This window comes from Ramlibacter agri, assembly GCF_012927085.1.
Taxonomy (GTDB): Bacteria; Pseudomonadota; Gammaproteobacteria; order Burkholderiales; family Burkholderiaceae_C; genus Ramlibacter; species Ramlibacter agri.
The window spans coordinates 427,033-451,371 of the sequence record NZ_JABBFX010000002.1 but is presented as its reverse complement, the minus strand read 5'-3'; the positions used below and the strand labels follow the sequence as shown (position 1 = coordinate 451,371).

Genomic DNA, 24,339 nt, shown 5'->3' with positions numbered 1-24,339 from the left:
GCAAAATCGGGGGATGCCGGATCCCATCCCGTACGAAGAGCAGGAATCCAGCAGTTACGAGGCCTACTTCCGCGATCCCTCCATGGCCGCGGAATCCCCGCTAGCCTGGGCCCTCCACCAACGCACAGACCTGATCGACGCCGTCCGCGGCCTGCTTGGCGGGCCGCAGGCGCCTGCGCGCCTGCGCCTGTGGTGCTTCATGGAGCTGGCCAGCCAGCCGCAGGGCCGGCTGGTGCGCGACGACCTCAACCGCCTGTTCCACGTCCTCAAGCCCGAAGCGCTGGACATGGTGCTGAAGCGCCTGCGCGACCTGGCCTTGCTGGTGTGGGACGCGACTGCACAGGATTACCACCTTTCCCCGCTGGCGCAGCAGGTGCACGGCCTGCTGGCGCCGCTGACGCGCGCCAACGCCAGCGAAGACGACGACATGGCCACGCTGCTGGCGCAGGTCGCCGGCGCGCAGGCGCTGGGCCTGGCCGACGCCAGCCAGATCAAGCACCTGCACGCGCAGCTCGCGCGCCTGCACGACGACTTTGCCGAAGCCATCGCCAGCGGTTCCGAGGCGCTGCTGCGCGCTGCCCAGCCTCGCTTCGACCGCGCGCTGGCGCTGGTCGAAAAGGCGGGCGAGGCGCTGACCGCCTTGATCCGCAGCGATTTCGAAGACCCCCGGCTGGAAAAGGAAGCACGCGCGCTCGGCCAGGGCCAGGCGCGCCTGCTGTCCATGGCCAGCCAGTTCACCCGGGCGCTGCAGCAGGCCGACCGCCAGCGCGTCACCCTGGGCAGCACCGGCATCACCAGCTCCGACGTGCGCCACTGGCTGCAGCAGCACCCTGCGCTGCACGAGCTGCTGGGCGACGCGCTCGCCACCGGCGTGCGGCCGGTGTTCGTCAGCCAGCATGACCTGGTGGACGTGGCCGAAGGCGAGTTCGAGCGCGACCGGCCCGACCCGCAGCGCTCCGTGGGCCTGCCGCCGGCGGCCGAAGCCGCCGCGGGCAGCATGGAGACCCTGCGCATGCCGTTCGAACTGGACGACCTGATCACCAAGCTGGCCTCCTGGAACGAAGCCGCCGAGGAACTGCGCAAGCGCCCCGTGCGCGATGCCGTGCTGGGAGGCCGCTTCGCGCAGGCCGCCTACCGCATGCAGCTGCTGCCCCTGCTGGGCGATGCGCAGGCGCGCACGCTCAAGGGCCAGACCGGCGACCTGGCGCGCTCGCCGTGGCGAGCGGTGTTGACCCCGGGCACCGACAAGGTGGACGATGCCCACGTGGTGGCGCTGAGCGCCGGCCACCTCGAACCCGAATCCCGATGAGTACTGCTCCCGACGATGCCGCCATCCTGGCGGCCGAACTGCTTGCGCGCCGCTGGCTGCCCCGCCAGCACCCGCGCGTGAAGCGCGCCCTGATCGACGCCGACCTGTGGCAGGCGGTGCAGGAACGCCTGGGCCAGGTGGGCCTGCGCCTGGTCGACAACATCCACGCCGACCACGTCACCGTGGCGCTGCTGCGCGGCGCCGAACACGCCGTCTTCGGCGAAGCCGGCCTCAACGCCAGCAACAACATCGACCTCCCGCGCGACGCCGTGTCGCTGCTGGTGGTGCTGTGGTCGCTGATCGTGCTGCCCAAGCGCGAGCGCCAGGCCGCGCGCGCGGCCAACGCCGAAATCGATGGCCAGGACGAGATGTTCCGCACCGAGAAGCCCATGCCCAGCGCCGCGTCTGTCAGCCCCAGCGTCTCGTACAAGGCGCTGCTGGCCGACTTCGGCAACCAGCTGGGGAAGAAAGTCCGCCTGGACAACAACCTGAAGCGCCTGGAGTCGCACGGTTTCATCACGCGACGTGCCGACGACATCGGCGAAGGGCCGCTGCTGGACCTGCTGCTGGATTACGACAGCCTGGCGCCGCGCATCCTGGACGGCGCATTGGGCGATGTACTGGCGCGCACGCGCAAGGACGCCGCGCCGGAGGAGCAGGCCTGATGTTCCACCTGCAAAGCCTCGAACTGCTGCACTGGGACTACTGCCAGCGCCTGAGCCTGCCGCTGGACGGCGCCATCATCACCGTCGCCGGGCCCAACGGCTCCGGCAAGACCACGCTGCTGGATGCGATGCGCACGCTGCTGGGCCTGGAGTGCTCGGGCGGCCGCAACTACAAGACCTACGCGCGCCACGCCAACGCCGACGCGGCCTGGCTGCGCGCCACGGTGGAGAACCGGCCGCGCAACCGGCAGGCGTCGAGCCGGCCCTTCGCGCGCAACCTGCTGTACTCGGACCAGGTCACGCTGGCCTGCCGCATCGAGCGCAACGGCGGCGACTGGGTGCGCCGCTACGTGATGGTCGAAGACAACATCGCCATCGAGAAGCTGATGGAGCTGCCGGAAAAGGACTGGCTGGGCATCGAGCATTGGCGCAAGCGCCTGGAAGGCGCAGGCCTGTCGCGCGCCATCGCCCGCGTGCTGGCGCTGGAGCAGGGCCAGACCGACCGCCTGTGCGAATACTCGCCCAAGGAACTGCTGCGCCTGGTGTTCGACGTGTTCGGCGACCAGGAGGTCCTGGACCGCTACGAGGAAGCGCGCCAGCACCAGCGCCAGCTGACCGAGGAAGTGGAAGCCGCCGAGCGCGAGCTGGCGCATGGGCTGGCGCAACTTGCGCAGCTGGATGCGCGCGTCAACCTGTACCGCCAGTACCAGGCCAAGCTGCGCGAACGCGAGCAGCTGGCCACCGAGGTCATCCCGGTACTGTCCTGGGCGGAGGAGCGGCACGACGTCGCCAACCGCCTGCGCGAGCTGCACAGGCAGCGCGTGCACCACGCGGTCGAAGCGCGCCAGCGCGGCGAGTACAAGCAGCGCCTGCTGGCGCTGCTGCGCGAGCAGCAGGAAGCCACCGAGCGGGTGCGCCAGCTGGATGCCGACAAGCGCTCGGCGCAGGAAGCCCTGACGACCGCGAGTGCCGCGGAAAAGCCGGTCGAACAGCTGGTGAAGCAGGCCGACGAACTGCAGGCGCTGGCCGCCGTGGAAGGCGACGCGGCGCAGCTGGCGCAGCGCGTGTCCGAACTCGAACAGCGCAAGGCCGAACTGGCCGGGCGCTGGCAGGAGGTGAGCTCCGAGCGCAAGAAGGCGCAGGCCGCGCTGGACGCGCTGCAGGGCCAGCGCCAGGCGCCGCCGCCGCCGGAGGTGCAGCGCTTCCTGCGCGTGCTGCGCAACGAGAACATCGGGCACCACGTGCTGGCCGACGTCATCGAGATCACCGAGGAGCGCTGGCGCGCCGCCGCCGAAGGCGTGCTGCGCGGCTCGCGCTGGATCGTGGTGCTGGAGAACGCGGGTGACGAGGCGCGGGCGATGGCGCTGGCCGAGCGCGAGCGTTATCGGCACTACCTGGTCGCGGATGCTTCTGCCGCTCCTTCCAAGCCGGACCCGCAGAGCCTGCTGGCGGTGTTGCGCTTCTCGGCCAGCGCACCGGTGTGGCTGCTGAAGCAGCTTTCTCAAATCCGGCGTGTGGACAGCACCGCCGATGGCATCGCGACCGGCGGCGAATGGATCACGCCCGAAGCCTACTGGCGCGACGGCCGCGGCGGCCGCAGCGTGTGGGTGGATCCGTCGGACCACCAGTTCGGCGCGGCGGCCATTGCGTCGCGGCGCGAGTCGATCGAGAAGCGCCTGGCGCAGCTGGATGGCGAGCTGACGCAGGTGGCGCAACAGCAGTCCGAAGGGCAGCGGCAGCTGAACGCGGCGCTGGAGGCCAGCAAGGGCCATCGCGCCGCCGAAGAACTGGCGCGCCGCAGCGAGGACTTCGCGCAGGCGCGCCTGCAGCTGCCCGCCTTGAAGCAGGCGCGGGTGGAGGCGGCGCGGCGCTGGCAGCAACTGGAAGCGACGCGCGACCAGGCCGTGCGTGCGATGACCAACGCCGAAGCCGCGTACCGCGAGACGCAGAACCGGCTGTCCGACAGCGAGCGGATCGCCGAGAAGTACGAACGTGAATGGAAGGAGCGCTACGAGTCGCAACGCTCGAAGGCCGCGGAATCGCAGGCGGCGAAGCGTCGCTTCCCTTCACGCTGGATTTCGGGCGACAAGCTGTCCGAGCTGCGCCGCCACTACGTCAACGCCACGCAGGCGAAACTGCGCCACGAGGGCATAGAGCGCGACCTGTCGCAAGGCCAGTGGGAAACCGATGGCGCGGTGGAGGAGAAGGCCACGCTGATGCGCGCCACGGTGAGTGGCCAGCAAGGCGACCTGGAGCAGCGCAAGGCCAGCAACGAGGCCGCGCGCGTCGCGGTGGGCAATGCGCGCGAGCGCTACATCGACGTGCTGCGCGCCACGGTGCGCCGCTACCGCAAGAACATCGTCGAGCTGGGCCAGCTGGCCGGCGTCGAGGTTTCGGCGGACCTGCCGCACCTGGACAACGACGACATGGTGCTGCGCCAGGCGGAGCTGAAGGTCAGCTTCAACTTCGACGGCAAGGGCCAGATCGGCCTGAACGACGGCGAGGCTTCAGGTGGGCAGCAGGTGATCAAGTCGCTGATCCTGCTGGTGGGCCTGCTGAAGGACGACGAGACGGCCGGCGGCTTCGTCTTCATCGACGAACCCTTCGCGCACCTCGACGTGCGCAACATCCAGCTGGTGGGCCACTTCCTCAAGTCGACCCGCGCGCAGTACGTGCTGACGACGCCGATCACGCACAACGTGGAGGTGTTCGAGCCGGCGGACATCACGCTGGTGACTTCCAAGAAGCCGGCGGGGGCGCGCTGGGCGCCGCCGATCGGCATCCTGCAGCGCAGGGTGGAGGCCTGAGGCCGTGGCGGCCTGGCTCGACACGCCTGCCGGGCGCGCGGCTCGCCGCCGCCGGGCCAGCGTGCCGGTGCCGGAAGAACTGTCGATCGAACTGCTGCAGCACCGCGACCTGCTGGTGCGGTGGGTGCGCAAGGAGAGGCAGGAGGCCGCGCGGGCCTCGCTGCTGAAGGAGTCCGGTGACGCCGGCATCGAGCGCGCCGAAGCCGCTTGCGAACTGCTGCTGCGGGAGGGCTGGATCGAGCGGCGCGAACGGCTGGAGGGTGGCTCCTGGCAGTGGCACGGCATCGCCTGGCGCGACCTGGAAGGCCTCCAGCGCGTGCTGGGTGTCGCCGGCCGCCAGCAGCGGGATGCCGAGCGGCAGCAGGTCTTGTCGACGGCGCAGGAGTGGCTGCGCGCAAGAGCTGCCGACGACGCGGCGCTCGACCCGGACCTGCAGGACGAATTGGCGGCGGCGCTCGAGCAACTTGGGGCGGACCGGACGATGCCGCTGGACGCGCTGCGCACCCGCATGGGACTGCTGCGTGCGTTGGTCGACTGGCACGACGCCGGCAGCGAAGGCCTGCGCCGCGACTTCGCCCTGCGGGCCGGTGGCGCGACCAAGGCGATCGGCGCGGCGGACTGGCGCTGGCTGGAGGCGAGCTTCGACCTGGAGCGGCTTCGCATCGAGCAGTTCTCGCCGACGCTCTGGCTCGCGGGTGACGCCGGTCTCCAGTGGGGACCAAGGCGGCTCGATGCCGGAGCGGTCCATTGCCTGGGTGTTCCCTTGCAGGACATCCTGCGTGCCGATGCATGCACCGGATCCGTGACGCGCTACTGGCTGATCGAGAATCGTGCCAGCTTCGAGCGGCAGGCGCGGGGCCTGCCAGCGGGCGTGTTCTTGCTCTGGATGCCGGGACGCCCCTCGACCGCATGGAGGCAGGCGGTGTCGCACCTGCTGCGCCTGGCGCCGGCGCCGGGCTGGATCAGCGCGGATGTGGATCCTGCGGGGGTCGACATCGCGCGCAGCGTGGGCGCGCTCTGGGCGGAACGCGGCCTGTCATGGGAGCCCCATCGCATGGGACTGCCTGAATGGCAGTCCACCGAACAGCGCTGGCCCCTGAATGACCACGATCGCGCACTCCTGGGCCGGCTGCTGGCCGACGATGGATTGGCGTCGGCGCTGCGCTCCATCTGCGAAGCGATGCTGCGCGAAGGCCGCAAAGCCGAACAGGAAGGCTGGCTGTAGGCCAGGGTGCGAGTGGCGAAGCCCGATCCGCGGCTTCGCCCCTCGCTGTCAGACCGCCGCCACGGCGCGCGGCGCGCCGACCCACTGCAGCCCTTCGCCGCGCGCGTAGTCGGCGGCAGCCAGGGGGTCGCGGAACAACCGCGTCAGCCGCACCACGCGGTCGGTCGTGCCGCGGCCGGAGCCCGAGCGGATCGACACCGAGCAGGCGTACCAGCCGTTTTCCAGCGCCTTGATCAGCGGGGAGATGAGGTATTTGCCCACGTTCAGCGGGCGATGAATGCTTTCTTGCATGCTTGTTTTTCTAATGGTCGCGCGCTGGTGCGGGAACGGCGAAGCCGGTCTTCGACCAGGTTGAAGTGCGCGGGGAGAACAGGCGGCCTGCCCCTCGTGTGCGGGCCGCGGCGAGAGCAGGAACGGGTTCCTGCGAGAGAGGCGCGATGCGCCTCAGCCGGCCAAGGTCACGAGGGAGGCCGGCGAGGGGACGGGAAGACTGGGCTCCGGTCCCCGGGGAGAGGGGCCACCGCGGAGGGCGGCGGCCCGTTGGGGATCAGGCCAGCACGACGATGTTGGACGCTTGCGGGCCCTTGGCGCCTTGCGTCGTTTCGAACTGCACGCGGGCGTTTTCGGGCAGCGTCTTGAAGCCGTTGCCCTGGATCTCGCGGAAGTGGGCGAACAGGTCCTTGCTGCCGTCATCCGGCGCGATGAAGCCGTAGCCCTTGCTTTCGTTGAACCACTTGACGGTGCCGGTCTGGGTGGGATTGCTCATTTCGATTTCTCCAATGGAAGATTTGCCGCTCGGCATGGTAAGCCGGCGGTGCAGAACGCCAAGAGGAGCATCGGGGAATTTCGACTGCGGCAGGCCGGCCCGAAGGCAGCTGCAGGGGAGAAGAGAGGCCGGGGATGAACGTCTTTCCAACGTCTGGCCGCTCTATTCTAACCGATTTGCTGCTTTCGTGCTCAGGAGGCCGGCTTGGCGTCCATGGCCATCGCCCACGCGCCCCAGGCCTCGTCGGATTCGCGCCTGGCGTTCATCCACTCGTGGAACTCGGGGGTCTCGATGACCTTTTCGCCGCGCCCCGCGGCCTCGAACTCCGCCCGGGTGGTGCGGAAGCGTTCGTGCGCGACTTCTTCGGCAGACTGCTTCTGCTCCGCGGCGGCCTCTGCAGCGGCCACGGCCGCGGTCCATTCTTTGCTCATGTGGGCCCCCAAGGACGACAAAGCGTCATTGTGAGGCATGCGGCGGGGTCGCGCCGCCGAAGGGCTATCCGGGAAACCCGAGCTCAGGGAGTGCTGCGCGCCAGGAATTTGCCTGCCCGAGCTTCAGTAGCCCCATCCTCCGCCGTATACGCCAGCGCCCCATTCACCCACACCTTGACGATCCCTTCACTCACCTGCGCCGGCTGCTCGAAGGTGGCCGCATCGCGCACCAGCTTCGGGTCGAACAGCACGACGTCGGCTGCATGGCCGGCCGTCAGCTCGCCGCGGCCGCCCAGGCGGAAGCGGCGGGCCGACAGGCCGGTCATCTTGTGGATCGCTTCCTCCAGCTGCAGCACGCCCTTCTCGCGCCAGTAGCGCGCCAGCACGCGCGGGAACGCGCCCCACAGGCGCGGATGCGGGCGCTCGTCATGTGGCAGGCCGTCGGAGCCGATCATGGCGAGCGGATGGCGGATCACGCGTTCGACATCGTCCTCGCGCATCTGGAAGTAGCAGGCGCCTCCGGGCATCAGGCGGCGCGCGGCTTCCTGCTGCGTGACGTTCCATTCGCGCGCGATGTCGGCGATGTAGCGGCCCGCCATCTCGGGGTAGGGCTGGCTGCCCGTGACCAGCACGTCGATGATGCCGTCCACGAGATCCTCGCGCAGCACCGTGGAGCCGGCGGTGTAGGGGTAGACGTCGAGCGCCAGTTCCTGGCCGCGCGCGAGTTCGTCCACCAGCGGCAGCGTCTCGCGCGTGCGGCCCCAGTTGGCCGGGCCGGCGCACTTGTGGTGGGACAGCACCAGCGGCAGGCCGGCCTGCTTCGCCGTCTGCGCCGCTTCGTGCAGCGCGGGCAGGATGCCGGCCAGCTCGTCGCGGATGTGCGTGGCATAGACGCCGCCGTTGCGGGCGGCGACGCTCGCCACCGCGACCAGTTCCTCGGCGTCGGCCGCATAGGCCTCGCGGTAGAACACGCCGGACGACAGGCCCAAGGCGCCGGCATCCATCGCTTCCTGCATGGCCGCTGCCATGGCCGCGCGTTCCTCCGCGTTGGCCGGCCGGTCCAGGCTTTGCATGTGCCTGATCCGCAGGGCCGTGTGGCCTTGCAGGGCGGCGACGTTGACGCCGGGCCGGGCCGCGTTGACGGCCTGCGCGTAAGCGGCCATCGTCGGATAACGGAACTGCTGTGCCCCCAGCAGCGAAAGCGGTGCGATCGGCGCATCGGTCACCACCGGCGCCAGCGAGATGCCGCAGTTGCCGGCGATCACCGTGGTGACGCCCTGCGACAGCTTGGGCAGCATGTCGGCCTTGTCGATCACGGCGGCGTCGTCGTGCGTGTGCACGTCGATGAAGCCGGGCGCGGCGACGAGGCCGGCGCAGTCGAATTCCTGCAACAGGCCCTGCCGCTCCAGCAGGTGGCGCGGCACCTCAGCCACCGCCACGATGCGGCCGCCGGCCAGCAGCAGGTCGCCGGCGCGGGCCGGAGCGCCGGTGCCGTCGACGAGCGTTGCATTGCGCAGCAGGGTCACCGTCTCAGCCGTTCCCATGCGGGCCCTCCTGGATGTCGCGAGCGGCGGAATATTCGGCGCTGTCGAAGCCGTGCCGGTGCAGGAGCTGCTTGAACTGCTGCAGCCCGTGCGCCACCTGCGGGCCCAGCTTCTGGGCCAGCCGCACCATCAGGATCTCGATCACCACCAGGTGCGCCAGATAGGCCTCGGTACCCACGCGCATCACGGCGTCCTGCGGCACCGAGACGGCGATCAGGTGGTCGGCGATCTCCGCGAGCGGAGTGTCCGGCTGCGTCAGGGCAACCACCGTCGCGCCTTGCGAGCGCGCGAAGCGGGCGGCCTCCAAGGTGTAGGGCATGCGGCCCACATGCGAGATGACGAAGGCCACGCCCTGCGGGCCCAGCGTGCTGGCGGAAACCAGCTGCTGGTGGGCGTCGAAGATCGCGTTGGCGTGCCGGCCCAGGCGGAACAAGCGGCTTTGCAGCTCGCTGGCCATGAAGGTCGAGGCGGCGCCCACCGAGTAGCAGTCGATGCGGTGCGCCTGCGCCAGCTTGTCGGCGATGCGGTCGACCAGCTCGGGGTCGATGCGGCGGCCCAGTTCGGCCAGCGAAGCGACGGCGGCCTGCGTGATCTTGCTGGCCACGTCCTGCGCGCTGTCCTCGGGCAGCACGCTGCGGTGCAGGTAGGACCCGGACACCGCCAGGTCCTGCGCCAGCGCCAGCATGAATTCGCGCGCCGAGTCGTGGCCGAAGCTGCGGCAGGTGCGCACGATGGTGGGCATGGAGACGAAGGCCGCGCGCGCGAGCTGTTCCACGGTCGCGCCGACGGCGGCGCGCGGGTCGTCGAGGATCACCTGCACCACCGCGCGCTGCGCCTCGGGCAGGTCGGGCAGGCGTTCGCGCAGCTGCCGCAGCAGGCCAGGGGAAGGAGGATTCATCGTCCTGCGGTCCTCAGAAGCGCGTGTGCACCGCGCCGGTGATGGCGCCGTCGTCTTCCACCAGCGGCAGCCAGCGCCACTTGTCGAAGGTCGTGCAGGGATGCGAGATGCCCAGGCCGACGCGGTCGCCCACGCGCGGCGCGGTGCCGGCCGGGTCGAAGCGCAGGTAGGCGTGCTGGTCGTTCAGCGCGCTGACCTTCCAAGCGTCGGGTGCGGGCTGGGCCTGGCGCGCGCCGCGCGGCGCATGCGCGATGGGCACCGGCATCTCCAGGTCATAGGAGACATCGCGACGGCCGCAGGTGAGCAGGGCCAGCCCGGGCTCCGGCACCGACTGCACCATGGCCCAGACCTCCAGGGCAGGGCGCAGCGATGCGTCCAGGCCTTCGCGCTGCTCCACGTTCTTCAGGAAGCGCGCGTAGTTCAGGTGGTCGTGCGTCACGTAGCAGCCCGAGCGCAGCACGCCGCGCACGGGGCGCGACAGGCCTTGCGCGCGCAGCAGCGGCACGACCAGGTCGAACACGGCGGAGCCGCCGGCCGTGAGCAGGATCTCGCCGTCGGCGAACAACCCGCGCGTATCGCAGGCCTGCGCCGCTTCCAGCACGCGGCGCACCAGCGCCGTCACTTCGCGGGCGTCGTGCTCGCTGTCGCAGCGGGCCACGCCGCCTTCGTAGCATTCGATGCCGCCCAGCCGCGTGGCGGGCGAGCGCGCCAGCGCCTCGGCCAGCGGCAGCGCTTCTTCCAAGGTGCGGCAGCCGGTGCGCTGGCCGGGGACGCCCATTTCCAGCAGCACGTCGAAGCGGCGCGCGTTCTTGCGGCGCGCGGCCCAATCCTCGATCAATGCCAGCTGCGCGAGCGAGTCCACCAGGAACCAGAGGCGCAGGCCGTCATGGCGGCGCAGCAGCAGGTCCAGGCCATCGAGGTCGGCATCGCACACGACCTGGTTGGCGATGACGATGCGCCGCGCGCCGGCCTCGACGCCCACCGAAGCCTGGTACACGGTCGCGAAGGTCAGGCCCCAGGCACCGGCGGCCAGCTGGCGTGCGAACAGCTCCGGCGCCATCGTGGTCTTGCCGTGCGGCGCCAGGTCCACGCCCTTGCGCTGCGCGAAGTCCTGCATCCAGCGCAGGTTGTGTTCCAGCGCGGGCCGGCGCAGCACGGCCAGCGGGTAGGGCAGGTCGTCGGCCAGCAAGTGCCAGCCGCGTTGCGCGAGTTCGCCGGTGGCAACGGGGGATGCCGTCAGCGGAAAACTCTTCTGGCGGGAATCGAGGACGAAGTCGTTCATGTCGTTTTCACAGGTCGGTGCGCCAGCAGGCCGTCCAGCGGCCTTCGCCGGCGGGGCGCAGCTGCACGTCCACGCTGGCGCAGGCATCGACGGCATGCGGGCAGCGCGTGCGGAAGACGCAGCCGGACGGTGGATTGGCGGGGCTGGGCAGGTCGCCTTGCAGCAGCGGGATGGTACGGCGCTGCGCCGGGTCCGGGATGGGCGCGGCGGCCAGCAGCGCGCGGGTGTAGGGGTGCGCGGGCTGCGCGTACAGCGCTTCGGTCGGCGCGATCTCCATCACGCGGCCCAGGTACAGCACCACGACGCGGTCGCACAGGTATTCGACGACGTCGAGGTCGTGCGAGATGAACAGCAGGGTCAGCCCCAGCTGCTCCTTCAGGTCGCCCAGCAGGTTGACCACCTGCGCCTGGATGGAGACGTCCAGCGCCGACAGCGGTTCGTCGGCGACGATGAACTTCGGCTGCACCGCCAGCGCCCGCGCGATGCCGATGCGCTGGCGCTGGCCGCCGGAGAACTCATGGGGGAAACGCTCCGCGTGCTCGGGCCGCAGGCCCACCTGCTGCAGCAGCTCGTGGATGCGCGGCAGCCGCTCCGCGCCCTTGGCCAGGCCATGCGTGTCCAGCGCCTCGGCCAGCACCTGGCGGATGCGCATGCGCGGGTTGAGGCTGGCGTACGGGTCCTGGAAGATGATCTGGATGTCCGAGCGCAGTGGCCGGTACTGCGATTGCGAGAGCTGCGCCAGATCGCGCTGCCTGCCGTCCGCGTGGTACAGCATCTCGCCCGCCGTCGGGTCCACCAGGCGTGTCAGCAGCCGGCCGATCGTGCTCTTGCCCGAACCCGATTCGCCCACCAGGCCCAGCGTCTCGCCGTTGCGGATGGAGAAGCTCACGTCCTCGACGGCGCGCACGGGATGCGGGCCGCTGCCGAAGTGCTTGCGCAGGCCGCGGATTTCGATGAGGTCGTTCATGCCACGGCCTCCTCGGTCGGGACGGCGATGCAGCGGACCTTGCGTCCATCCGCGGCCCGTGCCAGCGCCGGGACCGCGGCATCGCAGGCGGCCTGGTGCTGCGGGCAGCGCGGCCCGAAGGCGCAGCCGGGCGGTGGCGCCAGCGGACTGGACACCTGGCCCGGGATCGCGACCAGGCGCTTGCGGCCCGCCGCCATGCCCTGGCGGCGCGCGACGCCGGGCAGGCAGGCGAGCAGGCCGCGCGTGTAGGGGTGCGCCGGCTGCGCGAACAGCTCGCGCACCGGCGCCGCCTCGACGATGCGGCCGGCGTACATCACGGCCACCGCATCGGCGTACTGGGCGACGACACCCAGGTTGTGCGTGACGAACAGCAGGCTCATGCCGGTTTCCTTCTGCAGCCGGCCCATCAGCGCGAGGATCTGCGCCTGGATCGTCACGTCCAGCGCGGTGGTCGGCTCGTCGGCGATCAGCAGCGTGGGCTCGCAGGCCATGGCCATCGCGATCATCACGCGCTGGCGCATGCCGCCGGAGAGCTGGTGCGGGTATTCGTGCAGCCGGCGCGCCGCGGCGGGGATCTCGACCAGCTCCAGCATCTGCAGCGCGCGGGCGAAGCCGGCGCGGCGGTCCACGCCCTTGTGCAGGCGCACGCTTTCGGCGATCTGGTCGCCGATGGTCAGCACCGGGTTCAGGCTGGTCATCGGCTCCTGGAAGATCATGGCCAGCTCGTTGCCGCGCAGCGCGCGCAGCCGCGCTTCGTCCAGCGCGAGCAGGTTGACCCGCTGGCCGTCGCGGCGGACGAACCACGCTTCGCCTTCGACCTGCGCCTGCGAAGTGCGCGCATGCAGGCCCATCAGCGACAGGCTGGTGACCGACTTGCCGGAGCCGGATTCGCCGACCAGCGCCAGGGTCTGCCCGGGCGCGATGGCGAAGGACACGTCGGCCACGCTCTGGATGCGGCCGGCATCGGTGGCGAAGGAGGTGGAGAGGCCGGTGACCTCGAGGCGCGGCGAAGTCATGAGGCCTTCTTCAGCTTGGGATCCAGCAGGTCGCGCACGCCGTCGCCCAGGGTCTGCAGCGACAAGGCCGTCAGCACGATCGCGAGGCCGGGCGTCATGATCGTCCAGAAGGCGCGGTCCGCGTATTCCAGGCTGCCCGCGATCATCGTGCCCCAGGTCGGGATCTCGGGCGGCACGCCGACGCCCAGGAAGGACAGGCCCGCCTCGGCGAGGATGGCGTAGGCGAAGATGAAGGTCACCTGCACGAGGATGGGTGAAGCCAGGTTGGGCAGGATGTGCGAAGCGAGGATGCGATGCGTGCGCACGCCCAGCGCCCGCGCCGCGTCGACGAACAGCAGTTCGCGCAGCACCAGGGTCGCCGCCCGCACGACCCGCGCCACGCGCGGCGTGTAGACGATGGCCAGGGCCAGCATCACGTTCCACAGCGAGCCGCCGAGGATGGCCACCAGCGCAATTCCCAGCAGGATGTCCGGGAAGGCCATCATCGCGTCGACCAGGCGCATCACCGGGCCATCGAGGCCGCGGAAGAAACCGGCCAGCATGCCGAGGATCGTCCCCGCCGCTACGGCGCCGGCCGCGGTGACTGCGCCGATCAACAGCGAGTAGCGCGCGCCGTGGACGATGCGCAGCATCACGTCGCGTCCCAGTTCGTCGGTGCCGGCCCAGTGTTCGGCCGAGGGCGCGTGCAGGCGTTGCGACACTGCGGTTTCGTTGGGATCGGCGCCAGAGATCAAAGGGAAGACGATGGCCGTGGCCACCACGAGCAGCAGCACCAGCGCCGCGGCAAGCACGATCTTGCGGGCGAACAGGCGCCGCAGGGTGTTGGCGAAGCGGCTCACTTGCCCTCCAGCCGGATGCGCGGATCGGCCACCGTGTACAGCAGGTCGATCAGCAGGTTGATGAGGACGTAGATGGCGGCGATCACCAGCAGCGTGCCCTGGATGACCGGGTAGTCGCGCCGCAGCACGGCGCGCACCACGAGGTTGCCCACGCCCGGCAGGTTGAACACGGTCTCGGTGACGACGGTGCCGCCGATCATCAGCGCCACGGTCAGGCCGATGACGGTGATGATGGGGACGAGCGCGTTGCGCAGCACGTGCTTCAGCATCACCGTGCGCTCGGCCAGGCCCTTGGCGCGCGCGGTGCGCACGTAGTCCTCGCCCAGGATGTCCAGCATCGCGGCGCGCGTGAAGCGGATGATCAGCGCGGAGTTGAGCAGGCCCAGCACCGCGGCCGGCAGCGCAAGGTGCACCAACCTCTGCCCGAAACCGGTGCCGGGGTCACCGTAGCCCGAGGCGGGGAACCAGCCCAGGTGCACGGCGAACACCTGGATCAGGATCAGCCCCAGCCAGAAACTCGGCACGCTGGCGCCCAGCATCGCGACGGTGCTCACGGCCTGGTCGGCCGCGCTGCCGCGCCAGATGGCGGCCGCCATGCCGGCGGGCACGCCGATCAGCGCCGCGATGGCCACCGCGAACAAGGCGAGGAACAGTGTCGGCTCCGCCCGGTCCACCAGCGCCTGCGCCACCGGCTGCTGCAGGAAGATGGACTGGCCCAGGTTGCCGTGCCCCAGCTCGCCCAGCCACAGCACGAACTGCGTCGTGAGCGGCTTGTCCAGGCCGTAGCGGATGCGCGCCTGCGCGATGTCCGCCGCGGTGGCCTGGTCGCCCAGCAGCAGCGCCACCGGGTCGCCCGAGGCGAGGCGCGTGAGCACGAACACGAGCACCGCAACGAGGGCGAGCACCACGAGGGCGCCGGCGAAGCGGCGAAGCAGCAAGCGCAGCATGAGCCGAGGCCTGTCCCTACTTCGCGAGACCCGTGTTCCAGAAGAACGGCCAGATCGCCGGCGTGTAGCCTTCCAGCTTGGCCGAGCGCGCGGACAGGCTGTTGAACTTGCCGACCTCGATGAAGGGCACTTCGTCGTAAACGACCTGCTGCACCTTGCCCCAGAGCGGCCCGCGCCTGGCGATCACGGCTTCCTGGTTGAAGGCGTCCAGCGCGCTCTTCTTGGCGGGCGTCTCCCACCAGCCCGGCGCGCCGTCGCCCAGCTGCGGCGGCGACAGCATCGGCTCGGGGAACAGGCCCGAGTGCGTGAAGTAGACGTCCCACAGCTTGGGGTCGTTGCGGCGCTGGACCAGGGTGGCCCAGTCCACCACGACCAGCTCGGTCTTGAAGCCGGCCTTCTTCAGCTGTTCGGCCATCACGAGCGCCATGTTGTAGTGGAACTCGTACTGGCGGCTGGCCATGATGCGCACCGGCTGGCCGTTGTAGCCCGCCTTGGCGGCCTGGTCCTTGGCGAGCTGCGGGTTGCGCTCGTTGTACAGCTTGTCGCCGGCGGCGGAATAGTAAGGCGTGCCCTTGGGAAAGAAGTTGGGCTCCGCGGTGAAGAAGCGGTTGTCGCCGAAGCCGGCCGCCATCAGCTCACCGGAGCCCACGGCCGTCTGCACCGCGCGGCGCAGCGGCGCCGAGGCCAGCAGGCCTTCCTTGGTGTTGAAGACGATGTAGGGGAAGCCGAAGTTCCTGGTGACGATGGGCACCACGGCCGGCTGGGCCTTCTCGACGCGCGTCATCGCTTCCACCGGCAGCAGGTCGGCGTAGTGGAACTGGCCGGAGAGCGCGCCTTCGACCCGCGTGTTGGCGTTGGGCACCGGCACGAAGCGAAGCTCGTCGAGCACCGCTTCGCGCTTGCCGGCATAGCCGCTGGCCGGCTCCTTGCGCGGGTTGTAGCCGTCGAAGCGCACCAGCACCGTGTACTGGTCGGGGCGGCGTTCCTTGAACCTGTAGGGGCCGGTGCCGGTGAAGTCCTTCAGCTGCGGCGCGATGCTTTCCCTGGCCATGATGGCGGCCATGCCGCTGGGCAGCGCCAGCTGCGCAAGCAGCGGCGCGTAGATGGCCTTCATCTTGAATTCGACCGTGTGCGGGTCCTTGGCCGTCAGCGAGGCCAGCTGCGCGCCCACCGACTTGCCGCGCGGCGACAGTTCCATCCAGCGCTGCAGCGAAGCGACCACGTCGTCGGCCGTCATCTCGCGGCCGTTGTGGAACTTGACGCCCTTGCGCAGCGGGATCGTGTAGGTGAGGCCGTCCTTGGACACCGTGGGCAGGCTTTCGGCCAGCATCGGCGCGACGTTCCAGTTGGCGTCGAAGGTGTACAGCGGCTCGTACACGTGCTGCATGATCGTGCCCACCAGGTCGGCGGTGGTGATCATCGGGTCCAGGCCTTGCGGCTCCGCGATCATCGCCAGGTTGGCCGCGCCACCGCGCGTGGGAGCGGCCTGGAGGGCGGATGCCCAGGGCAGGCTGGCGCTGGCGGCCAGCGCGGCGAGGATGGTGCGCCGGCGGGCGAATGGCGGTGTCACGGATTGCATGGCATCTCCTGAAGTAATAACATTACATGCGGCGCATCGTATTTCCCTGTGCGGACGAAGTCAAACAGGGTTTCTACGGGGCCTGATGATGTAATGACCTTACAAGGAGTCTCCATGTCGAAAGTCGAAATGCTGGGCCAGTCCCCCATTGCCTCGGACCGCCTGGCCCGCCCGCTGTCGCCCGCCACGCGTGCCGGCGATTTCGTGTTCGTCTCCGGGCAGGTGCCCACCGACGACCAGGGCCAGGTCATTGCCGGCGGCATCGAGGCGCAGACGCGCCGCGTGTTCGAGCGCCTGAGCGAAGCGCTGGCGCTGGCCGGCTGCACCTTGGCCGACGTCTGCAAGGTGAGCGTGTGGCTGGACGACGCCCGCGACTTCGGCAGCTTCAACCGCGTCTACCTGGAATGCTTCGGCGACCACCGCCCGGCGCGCTCCACCGTGGAGTCGCGGCTGATGATCGACGCGAAGGTCGAGATCGACGTGACGGCTTACAAGCCGCGCTGACGCCGCCTCAGGCCAGGAAGGACGCGTGCGCCAGGAGGCGCAGCGCTGCCGAAATGATCACCGCCAGGGTCAGCGTGACGCCGACGACGCGGAAACGATAGTTCTCGGCCACGTGGCTCACGCCCCATGCGTGGCAGAGCCGCCCGATCACCAGGGCCGCGCCGCTCCCATGGACGAAGAGCGGCCGCGCGCCGGCCGCCTCCGAGAAGTAGAGCAGCAGCAAAGCCAACGGCACGTACTCCGCGAAATTGGCGTGGACCCGCATGGCCCGCAGCAGCACTTCGTGGCCGCGGTCACCGACGGCGACACCCAGGCGCCTGCGCAGGAGCAGGGTGCGGACGCTCAGGGCGACGAAGATCAGCGCGAGCGCGCCGGCATAGGGGAAGACAATGGGCATGGCATTTCCTCCGGGCGGTCGGCCAGCACGCGTTCCAGCTCGCCGAAGTCGACGGGCTTGGTCATGTGGCCATCGAAGCCGGCCGCGAGCGAGCGCTGCCGGTCGTCCGGCTGGCCATAGCCGGTAAGGGCGTGGATCGCGATTGCGTGCCCCCAGGGCTGTTCGCGGATGAGCCGGCACAGTTCCCAGCCGCTCAAGCCAGGCATGCCGATGTCCATCAGGATCACGTCGGGACGCAGGCGCTCCGCCTTCGCCAGGGCCTGGCCCGCGTCGTTGCAGGTGTGGGCGTCGTGGCCCTGGGAGCCAAGCAGGACGGCGATGGTGTTGGCTGCGTCGACGTTGTCATCGACCACCAGGATCCTCCGCAATTTGCGTTTGCTGCGGCCGGCCGGGGCGCCGTCCGCGTTCGCCGCGCGCGCGGGGCCGGCCGCTTCCACCGGCAGCCGCACGGTGAACTCGCTGCCGCGCCCGGGCCCCTCGCTCCGCACGGCCAGCGTGCCGCCATGCAGTTCCACCAGCCGGCGCGCCAGCGTCAGGCCAATCCCGAGGCCCGAGCGCGAACGTTCCGTCGAGGGATCGACCTGCGTGAACATGTCGAAGATCGCATGGAGCTTGTGCGCGGGAATGCCGATGCCGGTGTCGCGCACCCGCACCCTGGCCTGGCCGGCGTCGACGTCGGCGGTGATGTGGATCTCGCCGCCCTCGGGCGTGAACTTCGCCGCGTTGTTCAGGAGGTTGCCCAGCACCTGGCCCAGGCGCACCGCGTCGGCATGCACGCGGATCGGCTGTTGCGGCAATTCCACCGCGAGGCGGTGCTTCTGCTGCTCCATCGCCGGGCGTGCGGAGTCCGCGGCCGCGAGCACGACCGCGCAGAGGTCCAGGCGTTCGCTGCGCAACCGCACCTTGCCCTGGTTGATGCGCGTCATGTCCAGCAGGTCGTCGACGAGGCGCACGATCTGCGAGATCTGCCGCTCCATCATCACCCGCGTGCGCTGCAGCGCCTGCGGCTCGCTGAGCATGCCGAGCAGCTGGATGCCGTTGCGCAGCGGCGCCAGCGGGTTGCGCAGCTCGTGCGAGAGCACGGCCAGGAATTCGTCCTTGCGGCGGTCGGCGTCCTTCAGCGCCTCCTCCGCCTGCCGCCGCGCGCTGACGTCGCTGGCCGCGCCGAACCATTCGGCGATTTCCCCGTCGGGGCCCAGCACCGGCACCGCGCGCGAGGCGGTCCAGCCGGTGCTGCCGTCCACGCGCAGCACCCGGTGTTCGAGCTGGAAGGGATTCTTGCGCGCAATGGCGGCGCGGACGGCCGCCAGCACCTGCGGCTGGTCCTCGGGCAGGATGTATTTCTCCAGCCAGCTGCGGTCCGCCTGCTGCGTGTCGGGAATGAATTCGCGCCCCTGCAGGTAGCGCATCTCGCTCCAGTCGGCGTTCATGCGGTACACGGCGTCGGCGGTCGCGGCGACCAGGGCGCGATAGCGCTCCTCGCTCTCGCTGAGCGTGCGGATCGCTTCGGCGCGCTCCCGCGCCATCTGCAGGTGGGTGGCCACGCGGGCCAGCAGCTCGCCCGCGGCGAAGGGCTTGACGATGTAGTCGTCGGCGCCGGCCTTCAGCGCCTCGACCCGGTAGCCGTCGCCGGCGCGGGCAGACAGCATCAGCACCGGCAGCCTGCGCGTGGCCTCGTGCCCGCGCAGGGCGGCGAGCAGGCCGTAGCCGTCCAGCCGCGGCATCATGATGTCGGTGAGCACGAGCGCCGGCGGCTCGGCCAGCGCGGCCTGCAGGGCCGCGGCGCCGTCCGGCACGGTCTGCACTGTGTAGTGCGAGGCCAGCAGGCGCTGCAGGTACTGGCGCATATCGGCGTTGTCGTCGGCGACGAGGACGCGCGGCCGCTCGCCTTCGGCGTCGTCGGGCGCTGCGTGCAGGCCCGCGGCTGGAAGCAAGGTGTCCGGCCCCGCGCCTTCGGGCAGCCAGCGCAGCGCCTCTTCCACGTAAGGATCCGCCGCGATCGACGAGCCGCTGGCCGGTTCGTCCTTGCCCAGGTGCTGCGCCGGCAGGTGGGCGTGGCCAAAGGGAAGGCGGACGAAGAAGTCGGAGCCTTCGCCGGGCACGCTGCGCGCCTGAACGCTGCCGCCATGCAGCTTCACGAGTTCGGCCACCAGCGCCAGGCCGATGCCGCTGCCTTCGCTGGAGCGGCCGCGCGCGCCCTCGACGCGGTGGAAGCGGTCGAAGACGCGCGGCAGCGCTTCCGCGGGGATGCCGGTGCCGGTGTCGCGCACGCTCAGTTCCACGGCATCGCCGGCGCGCCGCAGCACCACGTCCACTTCGCCATCCAGCGTGTACTTGAACGCGTTCGACAGCAGGTTGAGGACGATCTTCTCCCACATGGAGCGATCGACGAAGACCAGTTCGTCCAGCGGCGCGCAGTCCACCACCAGCCGCAGGCCGGCCTTCTCGAAGGCCGAGCGGAACATGCTGGCGAGGTCGATGGTGAAGGCGGCCAGGTCCGTCGGCTGGTAGGCGGCCTGGATGCGCCCGGCCTCGATGCGCGAGAAGTCCAGCAGCGTGTTGACCAGGCGCAGCAGCCGCAGCGCGTTGCGGTAGACGAGTTCCAGCGGCTCGCGCGCGCCGGCGTTTCCGCCGTCCTCGCGCCGCAGCAGGTCTTCGACCGGCCCGAGGATCAGCGTGAGCGGGGTGCGCAACTCGTGGCTGACGTTGCTGAAGAACACCGTCTTGGCGCGATCGAGTTCGGCCAGCGCCTCGGCCCGGCGGCGCTCGTCGTCATAGGCCTGCGCATTGGCGATCGCGGTCGACACCTGGCCGGCCACGAGGTCGATGAAGGCCGCGTACTGCGCGTCGTAGGGGCGCTTCGGGTTGAGCCCGAACACCAGCCGGCCCATGGGCGTGCCGTTGGCGCGCAGCAGCGGGCGCTCCTGGACTTGCACGGCTGGTGCGGCGTCCAGCTGCTGCCTCGCTTCCTTCGTGCTGCCGAGCAGCTCGTCGCCGGCGTAGACCAGCGCGAAGGGGATGTCCTGCGGCTGCTGCTCGAAGGCTTGGACCGCGCGCACGCAGGCGTGGCGCGCGGTCAGCGCGCCGGCATTGGTGGCGCCCAGCTCCTTCAGCAGCGCCAGGCGCCGCTCGCCGACCACGCGCGCCGTGGTCTCGGTGACGATGCAGTACACGCCGGCCACGCTACCGCTCTCGTCGCGTATCGGGTCGTAGGAGACGTCGAAGTAGGTCTCTTCCGGATAGCCGTTGCGCTCGATGGGAAAGAGCAGGTCGTTGGCGCCGAAGGCCTCGCCGGTGCGGATGACGCCGTCCAGCAGGCCGTGCAGCATGTCGTCCCAGATCTCGGGCCAGGCCTCGCGCCCGGGGCGGCCCAGCGGCCATGGGTGCCGCGCGCCGAAGACCGGCCGGTAAGGGGCGTTGTAGAGGACCGTGAACTCCGGCCCCCAGAACAGGATGATCTGCGCCTTCGAAGGCAGCAGCATGCCCACGGCGCTCAGCAGGCACTGGGGCCAGGTGTGCAGCGGCCCGATGGCCGTGCGGGACCAATCCAGCGCGCGCATGCGCTCGGCCATCTCGCCGCCGCCGGACAGATAGGTCAAGGCTTGAGACGGGCTCAAGGCCGGATTCCCTCTCGCGGTGTTCACAGGGGACCGAGTTTCCTGGACCGGAGTGCCGACTCTTCTAGGATAAACCCCCGGCCGCGTGTCCGTGAATGGCTGAACTAGGCCCCAGGCTCAGGCGGGCGTGCGCGACAGGACCTGCCCCTTGTGCGCGCCCGCGTGCCGGCCATCGCGCCAGGTGAGGGCGCCATTCACGATGACGGCCGCGATGCCTTCTGCCGGCAGCGTGGGGTTGGTGTAGTTCGCCGCGTCGCGCACGGTGGCGGCGTCGAACACGACGATGTCCGCGGCCTGGCCCGCCTTCAAGGTGCCGCGGTCGGCGAGGCCGAAGTTGCGCGCCGTCAGGCCCGTCATCTTCCACACCGCCGTCTCCAGCGGGAACAGGCCGACGTCGCGCGCGTAGTGGCCCAGCACGCGGGGGAAGGTGCCCCACAGGCGCGGGTGCGGCTTCTCGCCGACCGGGATGCCGTCGCTGCCCACCATGGTCTCGTCGAAGGCCAGGATGCGCTGCACGTCGTTCTCGTCCATCATGAAATAGATGGCGCTGCCGGGCGAAAGGCGGCGCGCCGCCTCGTCCTTGGCCACGCCCCAGTCGCGGGCGATGTCGTCCAGGTCGCGGCCGGCCATCTGCGGATGCGGCTCGCTCGACGCGATCAGCACGCGGCCATCCAGCATGCCGCGGTCGGTGCGGATCATCGTGCTGCCAGCGGTGTAGGGGTAGCAGTCCAGGGAGATGCACTGGTGCTTCATCGCTTCCTGGATGAAGGGCAGCGTCTCCTGCGTGCGGCCGAAGTTGCGCGCGCCCTGCAGCTTGTGGTGCGACACCACCACCGGGATGTCCAGCTCGCGGCCGATGCGGAAGGTCTCCTGCAGCGAGTCCATCACCTTGTCGGCTTCGTCGCGCATGTGCGTCACGTACAGGCCCTTGCGTGCGCTCAGCGGCCGGCCGACCTCGATGATCTCCTCGGTGGTGGCGGCGGTGGCCGGCGGGTAGAAGGTGCCGGTGGACATGCCGATGGCGCCGGCCTGCAGGGCCTCTTCCACCATCTCGCGCATCCTGGCGATCTCTTCCTGGTTCGCCGGACGGCCCAGCTCCGGCATCACCACCGCGCGCAGCGTCGAATGGCCCACCATCGCCGCCAGGTTGACGGAGGAGGGCTGGGCGCGCAGCGCGTCCATGTAGGCGCGGAAGCTGGTGAAGCGCTTGTCGGGCGCCGACTCGATCAGGCCCAGCGGCATCGGCAGGTCCATGTCGCGCCGCAGCGGCGCGGCGGAGATGCCGCAGTTGCCGGCGATGACGGTGGTCACGCCCTGCGAGACCTTGAAGTCCATGCCCGGATGCGACAGCACGGCCATGTCGTCGTGCGTGTGGGCGTCGATGAAGCCGGGCGCGACGATGCGTCCCTTGGCGTCCATGGTCTCGCGCGCCGTGTAGCCGGCCAGGTCGCCGATGGCGGCGATGCGGCCGTCCTGGACTGCCACGTCGGCGTCGAAGCGCGGGGCCTTGGTGCCGTCGATGACGGTGCCGCCGCGGATGATCAGGTCCACGTTCATGTTCTTCTCCTTTAGCGGAAGTGGCAGGCCACGAGCTGCTCGCCGTCGCCGCGCGGGCTGAGCGGCGGCTTCTCCTTGGCGCACACCGGTTGCGCCAGTGGGCAGCGCGTGTGGAAGCGGCAGCCGGTGGGCGGGTTGGCCGGGCTCGGCGGGTCGCCTTGCAGCAGGATGCGCTTGGCCGGCGTGCGCGGGTTGGGCACCGGCACGGCGGACAGCAGGATCTCGGTGTAAGGATGGCGCGGCGCGGAGAACAGCGTGTCGCGGTTGGCGACCTCCACGATGTGCCCCAGGTACATCACCGCGATGCGGTGGCTGATGTGGCGCACCACGGCCAGGTCGTGCGCGACGAACAGGTAGGCGATGCCGAACTCTTGCTGCAGGTCCATCAGCAGGTTGACCACCTGCGCCTGCACCGAGACGTCCAACGCCGACACGGGTTCGTCGCAGACGATCAGCTTGGGCTGCAGCGCGAGCGCACGGGCGATGCCCAGGCGCTGGCGCTGGCCGCCGGAGAATTCGTGCGGATACTTCTTCGCCGCTTCCGGCCGCAGGCCCACCTTGGAGAACAACCACTGCACGCGCTCGGCGCGCTCCTTGGCGTTGCCCACACCGAAATTGCGCAGCGGTTCGGCGACGATCTCGCCGGCGTTCAGGCGCGGGTTCAGCGAGGCGTAGGGATCCTGGAAGATGATCTGCATCTCCCTGCGGCGCTGGCGCAAGGGCTCGCTGCCCAGTCCGACCAGTTCCTCGCCATCCAGCTTGACGGAACCCGAAGTGGGCTCGACGAGGCGCAGCACCGACTTGGCGGTGGTCGTCTTGCCGCAACCGGATTCGCCCACCAGCGACAGTGTTTCGCCCTTCGCCACCGAGAAGGAGACGTCGTCCACGGCCTGGATCGCCGGCTTCTCCGGCTGCAGCCAGCGCTTGGGGCTGGTGTAGTGCTTCTTGAGGTTGCGGACCTCGAGCAGGGGCGTGTTCATGCGGCCACCTCCTCGCGCACGCGGTTCTCTTCGACGGCGAAACAGGCCACGACGTGGCCGGAGCCCTGGTCGACCAGGGTCGGCGTCTGCGAGCGGCAGCGTTCATTGGCATGCGGACAGCGCGCCGCGAAGGCACAGCCGCGTCCCAGTTCGTGCGGCGCCGGCACCATGCCCGGGATTTCGCTGAGACGGTGGCTGCGCGTGTTCATCGCCGGCATCGACGCCATGAGCGCCCGCGTGTAGGGGTGCAGAGGCCGGTCGAACAGGTCGACCACGTCGGCTTCCTCCACCTTGCGTCCCGCATACATCACAACTACGCGGTCGCAGCTTTCGGCGACCACGCCGAGGTCGTGCGTGATCATCACCACGCCCATGCCGAACTCCTGCTGCAGTTTCTTGAGGAGATCGATGATCTGCGCCTGGATGGTCACATCCAGCGCGGTGGTCGGTTCGTCGGCGATCAGCAGCTCGGGGTTGCAGGCCAGGGCCAGCGCGATCATGACGCGCTGGCGCATTCCGCCCGAAAGCTGGTGCGGATACTCGTGGGCGCGGCGCTCGGGCTCGGGGATCTGCACCACGCGCAGCATCTCCACCGCGCGTTCCATCGCCTGCGCCTTGCTGACCCTCTGGTGCAGGCGCACGGTCTCGGCGATCTGCCGGCCCACGGTCAGCACCGGGTTCAGCGAGGTCATCGGCTCCTGGAAGATCATCGAGATGCGGTTGCCGCGGATCGCGCGCATCTCGCCTTCAGAGAGCTTCAGCAGGTCGACGCCGCGATAGCGCACCTGGCCGCCGGCAAAGCGGCCGGGCGGGCGCGGCACCAGCCGCATGATGGACAGCGCCGTCACGCTCTTGCCGCAGCCGGATTCGCCCACCACGCCCAGGGTCTGGCCGGCGTGCACGGTGTAGCTGACGCCGTCCACCGACTTCACGGTGCCGGCGAGCGTATCGAAGTAGGTGCGCAGGCCGTCGACCTCGAGCAGCGGTGCGTTCGGGTTCGTGTTCATGG

Annotated in this window: 21 protein-coding genes; 5 read left to right on the top strand and 16 right to left on the bottom strand. The window is 70.1% G+C overall.

What is annotated here, in order from left to right; genetic code table 11:
- The first annotated feature begins 13 nt into the window (after nucleotides 1-13).
- Genes HHL11_RS20630 through HHL11_RS20615 form a run of 4 tightly spaced genes read left to right on the top strand, consistent with a single transcriptional unit; the run spans nucleotide 14 to nucleotide 6,006 of the window.
- Nucleotides 14-1,309 (top strand): hypothetical protein, encoded by a 1,296-nt coding sequence (locus tag HHL11_RS20630; protein ID WP_169420446.1) that lies wholly within the window; start codon nucleotides 14-16, stop codon nucleotides 1,307-1,309.
- Nucleotides 1,306-1,974, top strand: a complete 669-nt coding sequence (locus tag HHL11_RS20625) for a DUF4194 domain-containing protein (RefSeq protein WP_169420445.1) — start codon at nucleotides 1,306-1,308, stop codon at nucleotides 1,972-1,974. The genes HHL11_RS20630 and HHL11_RS20625 overlap by 4 nt, the downstream gene beginning before the upstream one ends.
- The gene (locus HHL11_RS20620; protein WP_169420444.1) at nucleotides 1,974-4,781 is read left to right on the top strand and encodes an ATP-binding protein; all 2,808 of its coding nucleotides are present in this window, start codon (nucleotides 1,974-1,976) and stop codon (nucleotides 4,779-4,781) included. The genes HHL11_RS20625 and HHL11_RS20620 overlap by 1 nt, the downstream gene beginning before the upstream one ends.
- Before the next feature lie 4 nt (nucleotides 4,782-4,785).
- Nucleotides 4,786-6,006: a DUF2399 domain-containing protein gene (locus HHL11_RS20615; RefSeq protein WP_169420443.1), complete on the top strand. Its 1,221-nt coding sequence runs from the start codon at nucleotides 4,786-4,788 to the stop codon at nucleotides 6,004-6,006.
- Nucleotides 6,007-6,054: 48 nt separating this feature from the next.
- On the opposite strand, the gene HHL11_RS20610 is transcribed toward HHL11_RS20615, so the two are convergent.
- The 11 genes from HHL11_RS20610 to HHL11_RS20560 form a co-directional block, all read right to left on the bottom strand.
- Nucleotides 6,055-6,297, bottom strand: a complete 243-nt coding sequence (locus tag HHL11_RS20610) for a hypothetical protein (RefSeq protein WP_169420442.1) — start codon at nucleotides 6,295-6,297, stop codon at nucleotides 6,055-6,057.
- A gap of 256 nt (nucleotides 6,298-6,553) precedes the next feature.
- The gene (gene cspE, locus HHL11_RS20605) at nucleotides 6,554-6,772 is read right to left on the bottom strand and encodes a transcription antiterminator/RNA stability regulator CspE (protein ID WP_169420441.1); all 219 of its coding nucleotides are present in this window, start codon (nucleotides 6,770-6,772) and stop codon (nucleotides 6,554-6,556) included.
- A gap of 191 nt (nucleotides 6,773-6,963) precedes the next feature.
- Complete coding sequence (locus HHL11_RS20600) at nucleotides 6,964-7,203, bottom strand: hypothetical protein (RefSeq protein ID WP_169420440.1); 240 nt, start codon at nucleotides 7,201-7,203, stop codon at nucleotides 6,964-6,966.
- Between the two features lie 83 nt (nucleotides 7,204-7,286).
- Nucleotides 7,287-8,747, bottom strand: a complete 1,461-nt coding sequence (locus HHL11_RS20595; protein WP_169420439.1) for an N-acyl-D-amino-acid deacylase family protein — start codon at nucleotides 8,745-8,747, stop codon at nucleotides 7,287-7,289.
- Complete coding sequence (locus tag HHL11_RS20590) at nucleotides 8,734-9,645, bottom strand: MurR/RpiR family transcriptional regulator (RefSeq protein WP_169420438.1); 912 nt, start codon at nucleotides 9,643-9,645, stop codon at nucleotides 8,734-8,736. The genes HHL11_RS20595 and HHL11_RS20590 overlap by 14 nt, the downstream gene beginning before the upstream one ends.
- Before the next feature lie 13 nt (nucleotides 9,646-9,658).
- On the bottom strand, nucleotides 9,659-10,927 hold the full coding sequence (locus tag HHL11_RS20585) for an amino acid deaminase (protein ID WP_169420437.1): 1,269 nt from the start codon (nucleotides 10,925-10,927) through the stop codon (nucleotides 9,659-9,661).
- 7 nt (nucleotides 10,928-10,934) lie between these two features.
- Nucleotides 10,935-11,894: an ABC transporter ATP-binding protein gene (locus HHL11_RS20580; RefSeq protein WP_169420436.1), complete on the bottom strand. Its 960-nt coding sequence runs from the start codon at nucleotides 11,892-11,894 to the stop codon at nucleotides 10,935-10,937.
- Entirely contained in the window at nucleotides 11,891-12,910 is a 1,020-nt protein-coding gene (locus tag HHL11_RS20575; RefSeq protein ID WP_169420435.1) for an ABC transporter ATP-binding protein, read from the bottom strand. The genes HHL11_RS20580 and HHL11_RS20575 overlap by 4 nt, the downstream gene beginning before the upstream one ends.
- Nucleotides 12,907-13,749, bottom strand: coding sequence for an ABC transporter permease subunit (locus HHL11_RS20570; RefSeq protein ID WP_169420434.1), 843 nt, complete (start codon nucleotides 13,747-13,749; stop codon nucleotides 12,907-12,909). The genes HHL11_RS20575 and HHL11_RS20570 overlap by 4 nt, the downstream gene beginning before the upstream one ends.
- Nucleotides 13,746-14,696: an ABC transporter permease gene (locus tag HHL11_RS20565; protein ID WP_169420433.1), complete on the bottom strand. Its 951-nt coding sequence runs from the start codon at nucleotides 14,694-14,696 to the stop codon at nucleotides 13,746-13,748. Before HHL11_RS20565 ends, HHL11_RS20570 begins: the two co-directional genes overlap by 4 nt.
- Before the next feature lie 16 nt (nucleotides 14,697-14,712).
- A complete protein-coding gene (locus HHL11_RS20560; protein WP_169420432.1) occupies nucleotides 14,713-16,275 on the bottom strand; it encodes an ABC transporter substrate-binding protein in 1,563 nt (520 codons plus the stop codon).
- 114 nt (nucleotides 16,276-16,389) lie between these two features.
- On the opposite strand from HHL11_RS20560, the gene HHL11_RS20555 reads away from it, so the two are divergent.
- Nucleotides 16,390-16,779 (top strand): RidA family protein, encoded by a 390-nt coding sequence (locus HHL11_RS20555; RefSeq protein WP_169420431.1) that lies wholly within the window; start codon nucleotides 16,390-16,392, stop codon nucleotides 16,777-16,779.
- 7 nt (nucleotides 16,780-16,786) lie between these two features.
- On the opposite strand, the gene HHL11_RS20550 is transcribed toward HHL11_RS20555, so the two are convergent.
- The 5 genes from HHL11_RS20550 to HHL11_RS20530 all read right to left on the bottom strand — a co-directional run bounded on the left by HHL11_RS20550 (nucleotide 16,787) and on the right by HHL11_RS20530 (nucleotide 24,337).
- Nucleotides 16,787-17,176: an MAPEG family protein gene (locus tag HHL11_RS20550; protein ID WP_169420430.1), complete on the bottom strand. Its 390-nt coding sequence runs from the start codon at nucleotides 17,174-17,176 to the stop codon at nucleotides 16,787-16,789.
- Nucleotides 17,137-20,775, bottom strand: coding sequence for an ATP-binding protein (locus HHL11_RS20545; protein WP_205964501.1), 3,639 nt, complete (start codon nucleotides 20,773-20,775; stop codon nucleotides 17,137-17,139). The genes HHL11_RS20550 and HHL11_RS20545 overlap by 40 nt, the downstream gene beginning before the upstream one ends.
- Before the next feature lie 135 nt (nucleotides 20,776-20,910).
- The gene (locus tag HHL11_RS20540) at nucleotides 20,911-22,350 is read right to left on the bottom strand and encodes an N-acyl-D-amino-acid deacylase family protein (RefSeq protein ID WP_169420429.1); all 1,440 of its coding nucleotides are present in this window, start codon (nucleotides 22,348-22,350) and stop codon (nucleotides 20,911-20,913) included.
- Between the two features lie 11 nt (nucleotides 22,351-22,361).
- Entirely contained in the window at nucleotides 22,362-23,330 is a 969-nt protein-coding gene (locus tag HHL11_RS20535; RefSeq protein ID WP_169420428.1) for an ABC transporter ATP-binding protein, read from the bottom strand.
- Complete coding sequence (locus HHL11_RS20530) at nucleotides 23,327-24,337, bottom strand: ABC transporter ATP-binding protein (RefSeq protein ID WP_169420427.1); 1,011 nt, start codon at nucleotides 24,335-24,337, stop codon at nucleotides 23,327-23,329. Before HHL11_RS20530 ends, HHL11_RS20535 begins: the two co-directional genes overlap by 4 nt.
- Nucleotides 24,338-24,339 lie beyond the last annotated feature (2 nt).

What these genes read in the sequence shown, in the direction of transcription:
- HHL11_RS20550 (WP_169420430.1), bottom strand. Translation starts at nt 17,176, where the DNA reads ATGCCCATTGTCTTCCCCTATGCCGGCGCGCTCGCGCTGATCTTCGTC.
- HHL11_RS20600 (WP_169420440.1), bottom strand. Translation starts at nt 7,203, where the DNA reads ATGAGCAAAGAATGGACCGCGGCCGTGGCCGCTGCAGAGGCCGCCGCG.
- HHL11_RS20530 (WP_169420427.1), bottom strand. Translation starts at nt 24,337, where the DNA reads ATGAACACGAACCCGAACGCACCGCTGCTCGAGGTCGACGGCCTGCGC.
- HHL11_RS20560 (WP_169420432.1), bottom strand. Translation starts at nt 16,275, where the DNA reads ATGCAATCCGTGACACCGCCATTCGCCCGCCGGCGCACCATCCTCGCC.
- HHL11_RS20580 (WP_169420436.1), bottom strand. Translation starts at nt 11,894, where the DNA reads ATGAACGACCTCATCGAAATCCGCGGCCTGCGCAAGCACTTCGGCAGC.
- HHL11_RS20630 (WP_169420446.1), top strand. Translation starts at nt 14, where the DNA reads ATGCCGGATCCCATCCCGTACGAAGAGCAGGAATCCAGCAGTTACGAG.
- HHL11_RS20575 (WP_169420435.1), bottom strand. Translation starts at nt 12,910, where the DNA reads ATGACTTCGCCGCGCCTCGAGGTCACCGGCCTCTCCACCTCCTTCGCC.
- HHL11_RS20620 (WP_169420444.1), top strand. Translation starts at nt 1,974, where the DNA reads ATGTTCCACCTGCAAAGCCTCGAACTGCTGCACTGGGACTACTGCCAG.
- HHL11_RS20585 (WP_169420437.1), bottom strand. Translation starts at nt 10,927, where the DNA reads ATGAACGACTTCGTCCTCGATTCCCGCCAGAAGAGTTTTCCGCTGACG.
- HHL11_RS20535 (WP_169420428.1), bottom strand. Translation starts at nt 23,330, where the DNA reads ATGAACACGCCCCTGCTCGAGGTCCGCAACCTCAAGAAGCACTACACC.
- cspE (WP_169420441.1), bottom strand. Translation starts at nt 6,772, where the DNA reads ATGAGCAATCCCACCCAGACCGGCACCGTCAAGTGGTTCAACGAAAGC.
- HHL11_RS20555 (WP_169420431.1), top strand. Translation starts at nt 16,390, where the DNA reads ATGTCGAAAGTCGAAATGCTGGGCCAGTCCCCCATTGCCTCGGACCGC.
- HHL11_RS20595 (WP_169420439.1), bottom strand. Translation starts at nt 8,747, where the DNA reads ATGGGAACGGCTGAGACGGTGACCCTGCTGCGCAATGCAACGCTCGTC.
- HHL11_RS20565 (WP_169420433.1), bottom strand. Translation starts at nt 14,696, where the DNA reads ATGCTGCGCTTGCTGCTTCGCCGCTTCGCCGGCGCCCTCGTGGTGCTC.
- HHL11_RS20625 (WP_169420445.1), top strand. Translation starts at nt 1,306, where the DNA reads ATGAGTACTGCTCCCGACGATGCCGCCATCCTGGCGGCCGAACTGCTT.
- HHL11_RS20590 (WP_169420438.1), bottom strand. Translation starts at nt 9,645, where the DNA reads ATGAATCCTCCTTCCCCTGGCCTGCTGCGGCAGCTGCGCGAACGCCTG.
- HHL11_RS20540 (WP_169420429.1), bottom strand. Translation starts at nt 22,350, where the DNA reads ATGAACGTGGACCTGATCATCCGCGGCGGCACCGTCATCGACGGCACC.
- HHL11_RS20610 (WP_169420442.1), bottom strand. Translation starts at nt 6,297, where the DNA reads ATGCAAGAAAGCATTCATCGCCCGCTGAACGTGGGCAAATACCTCATC.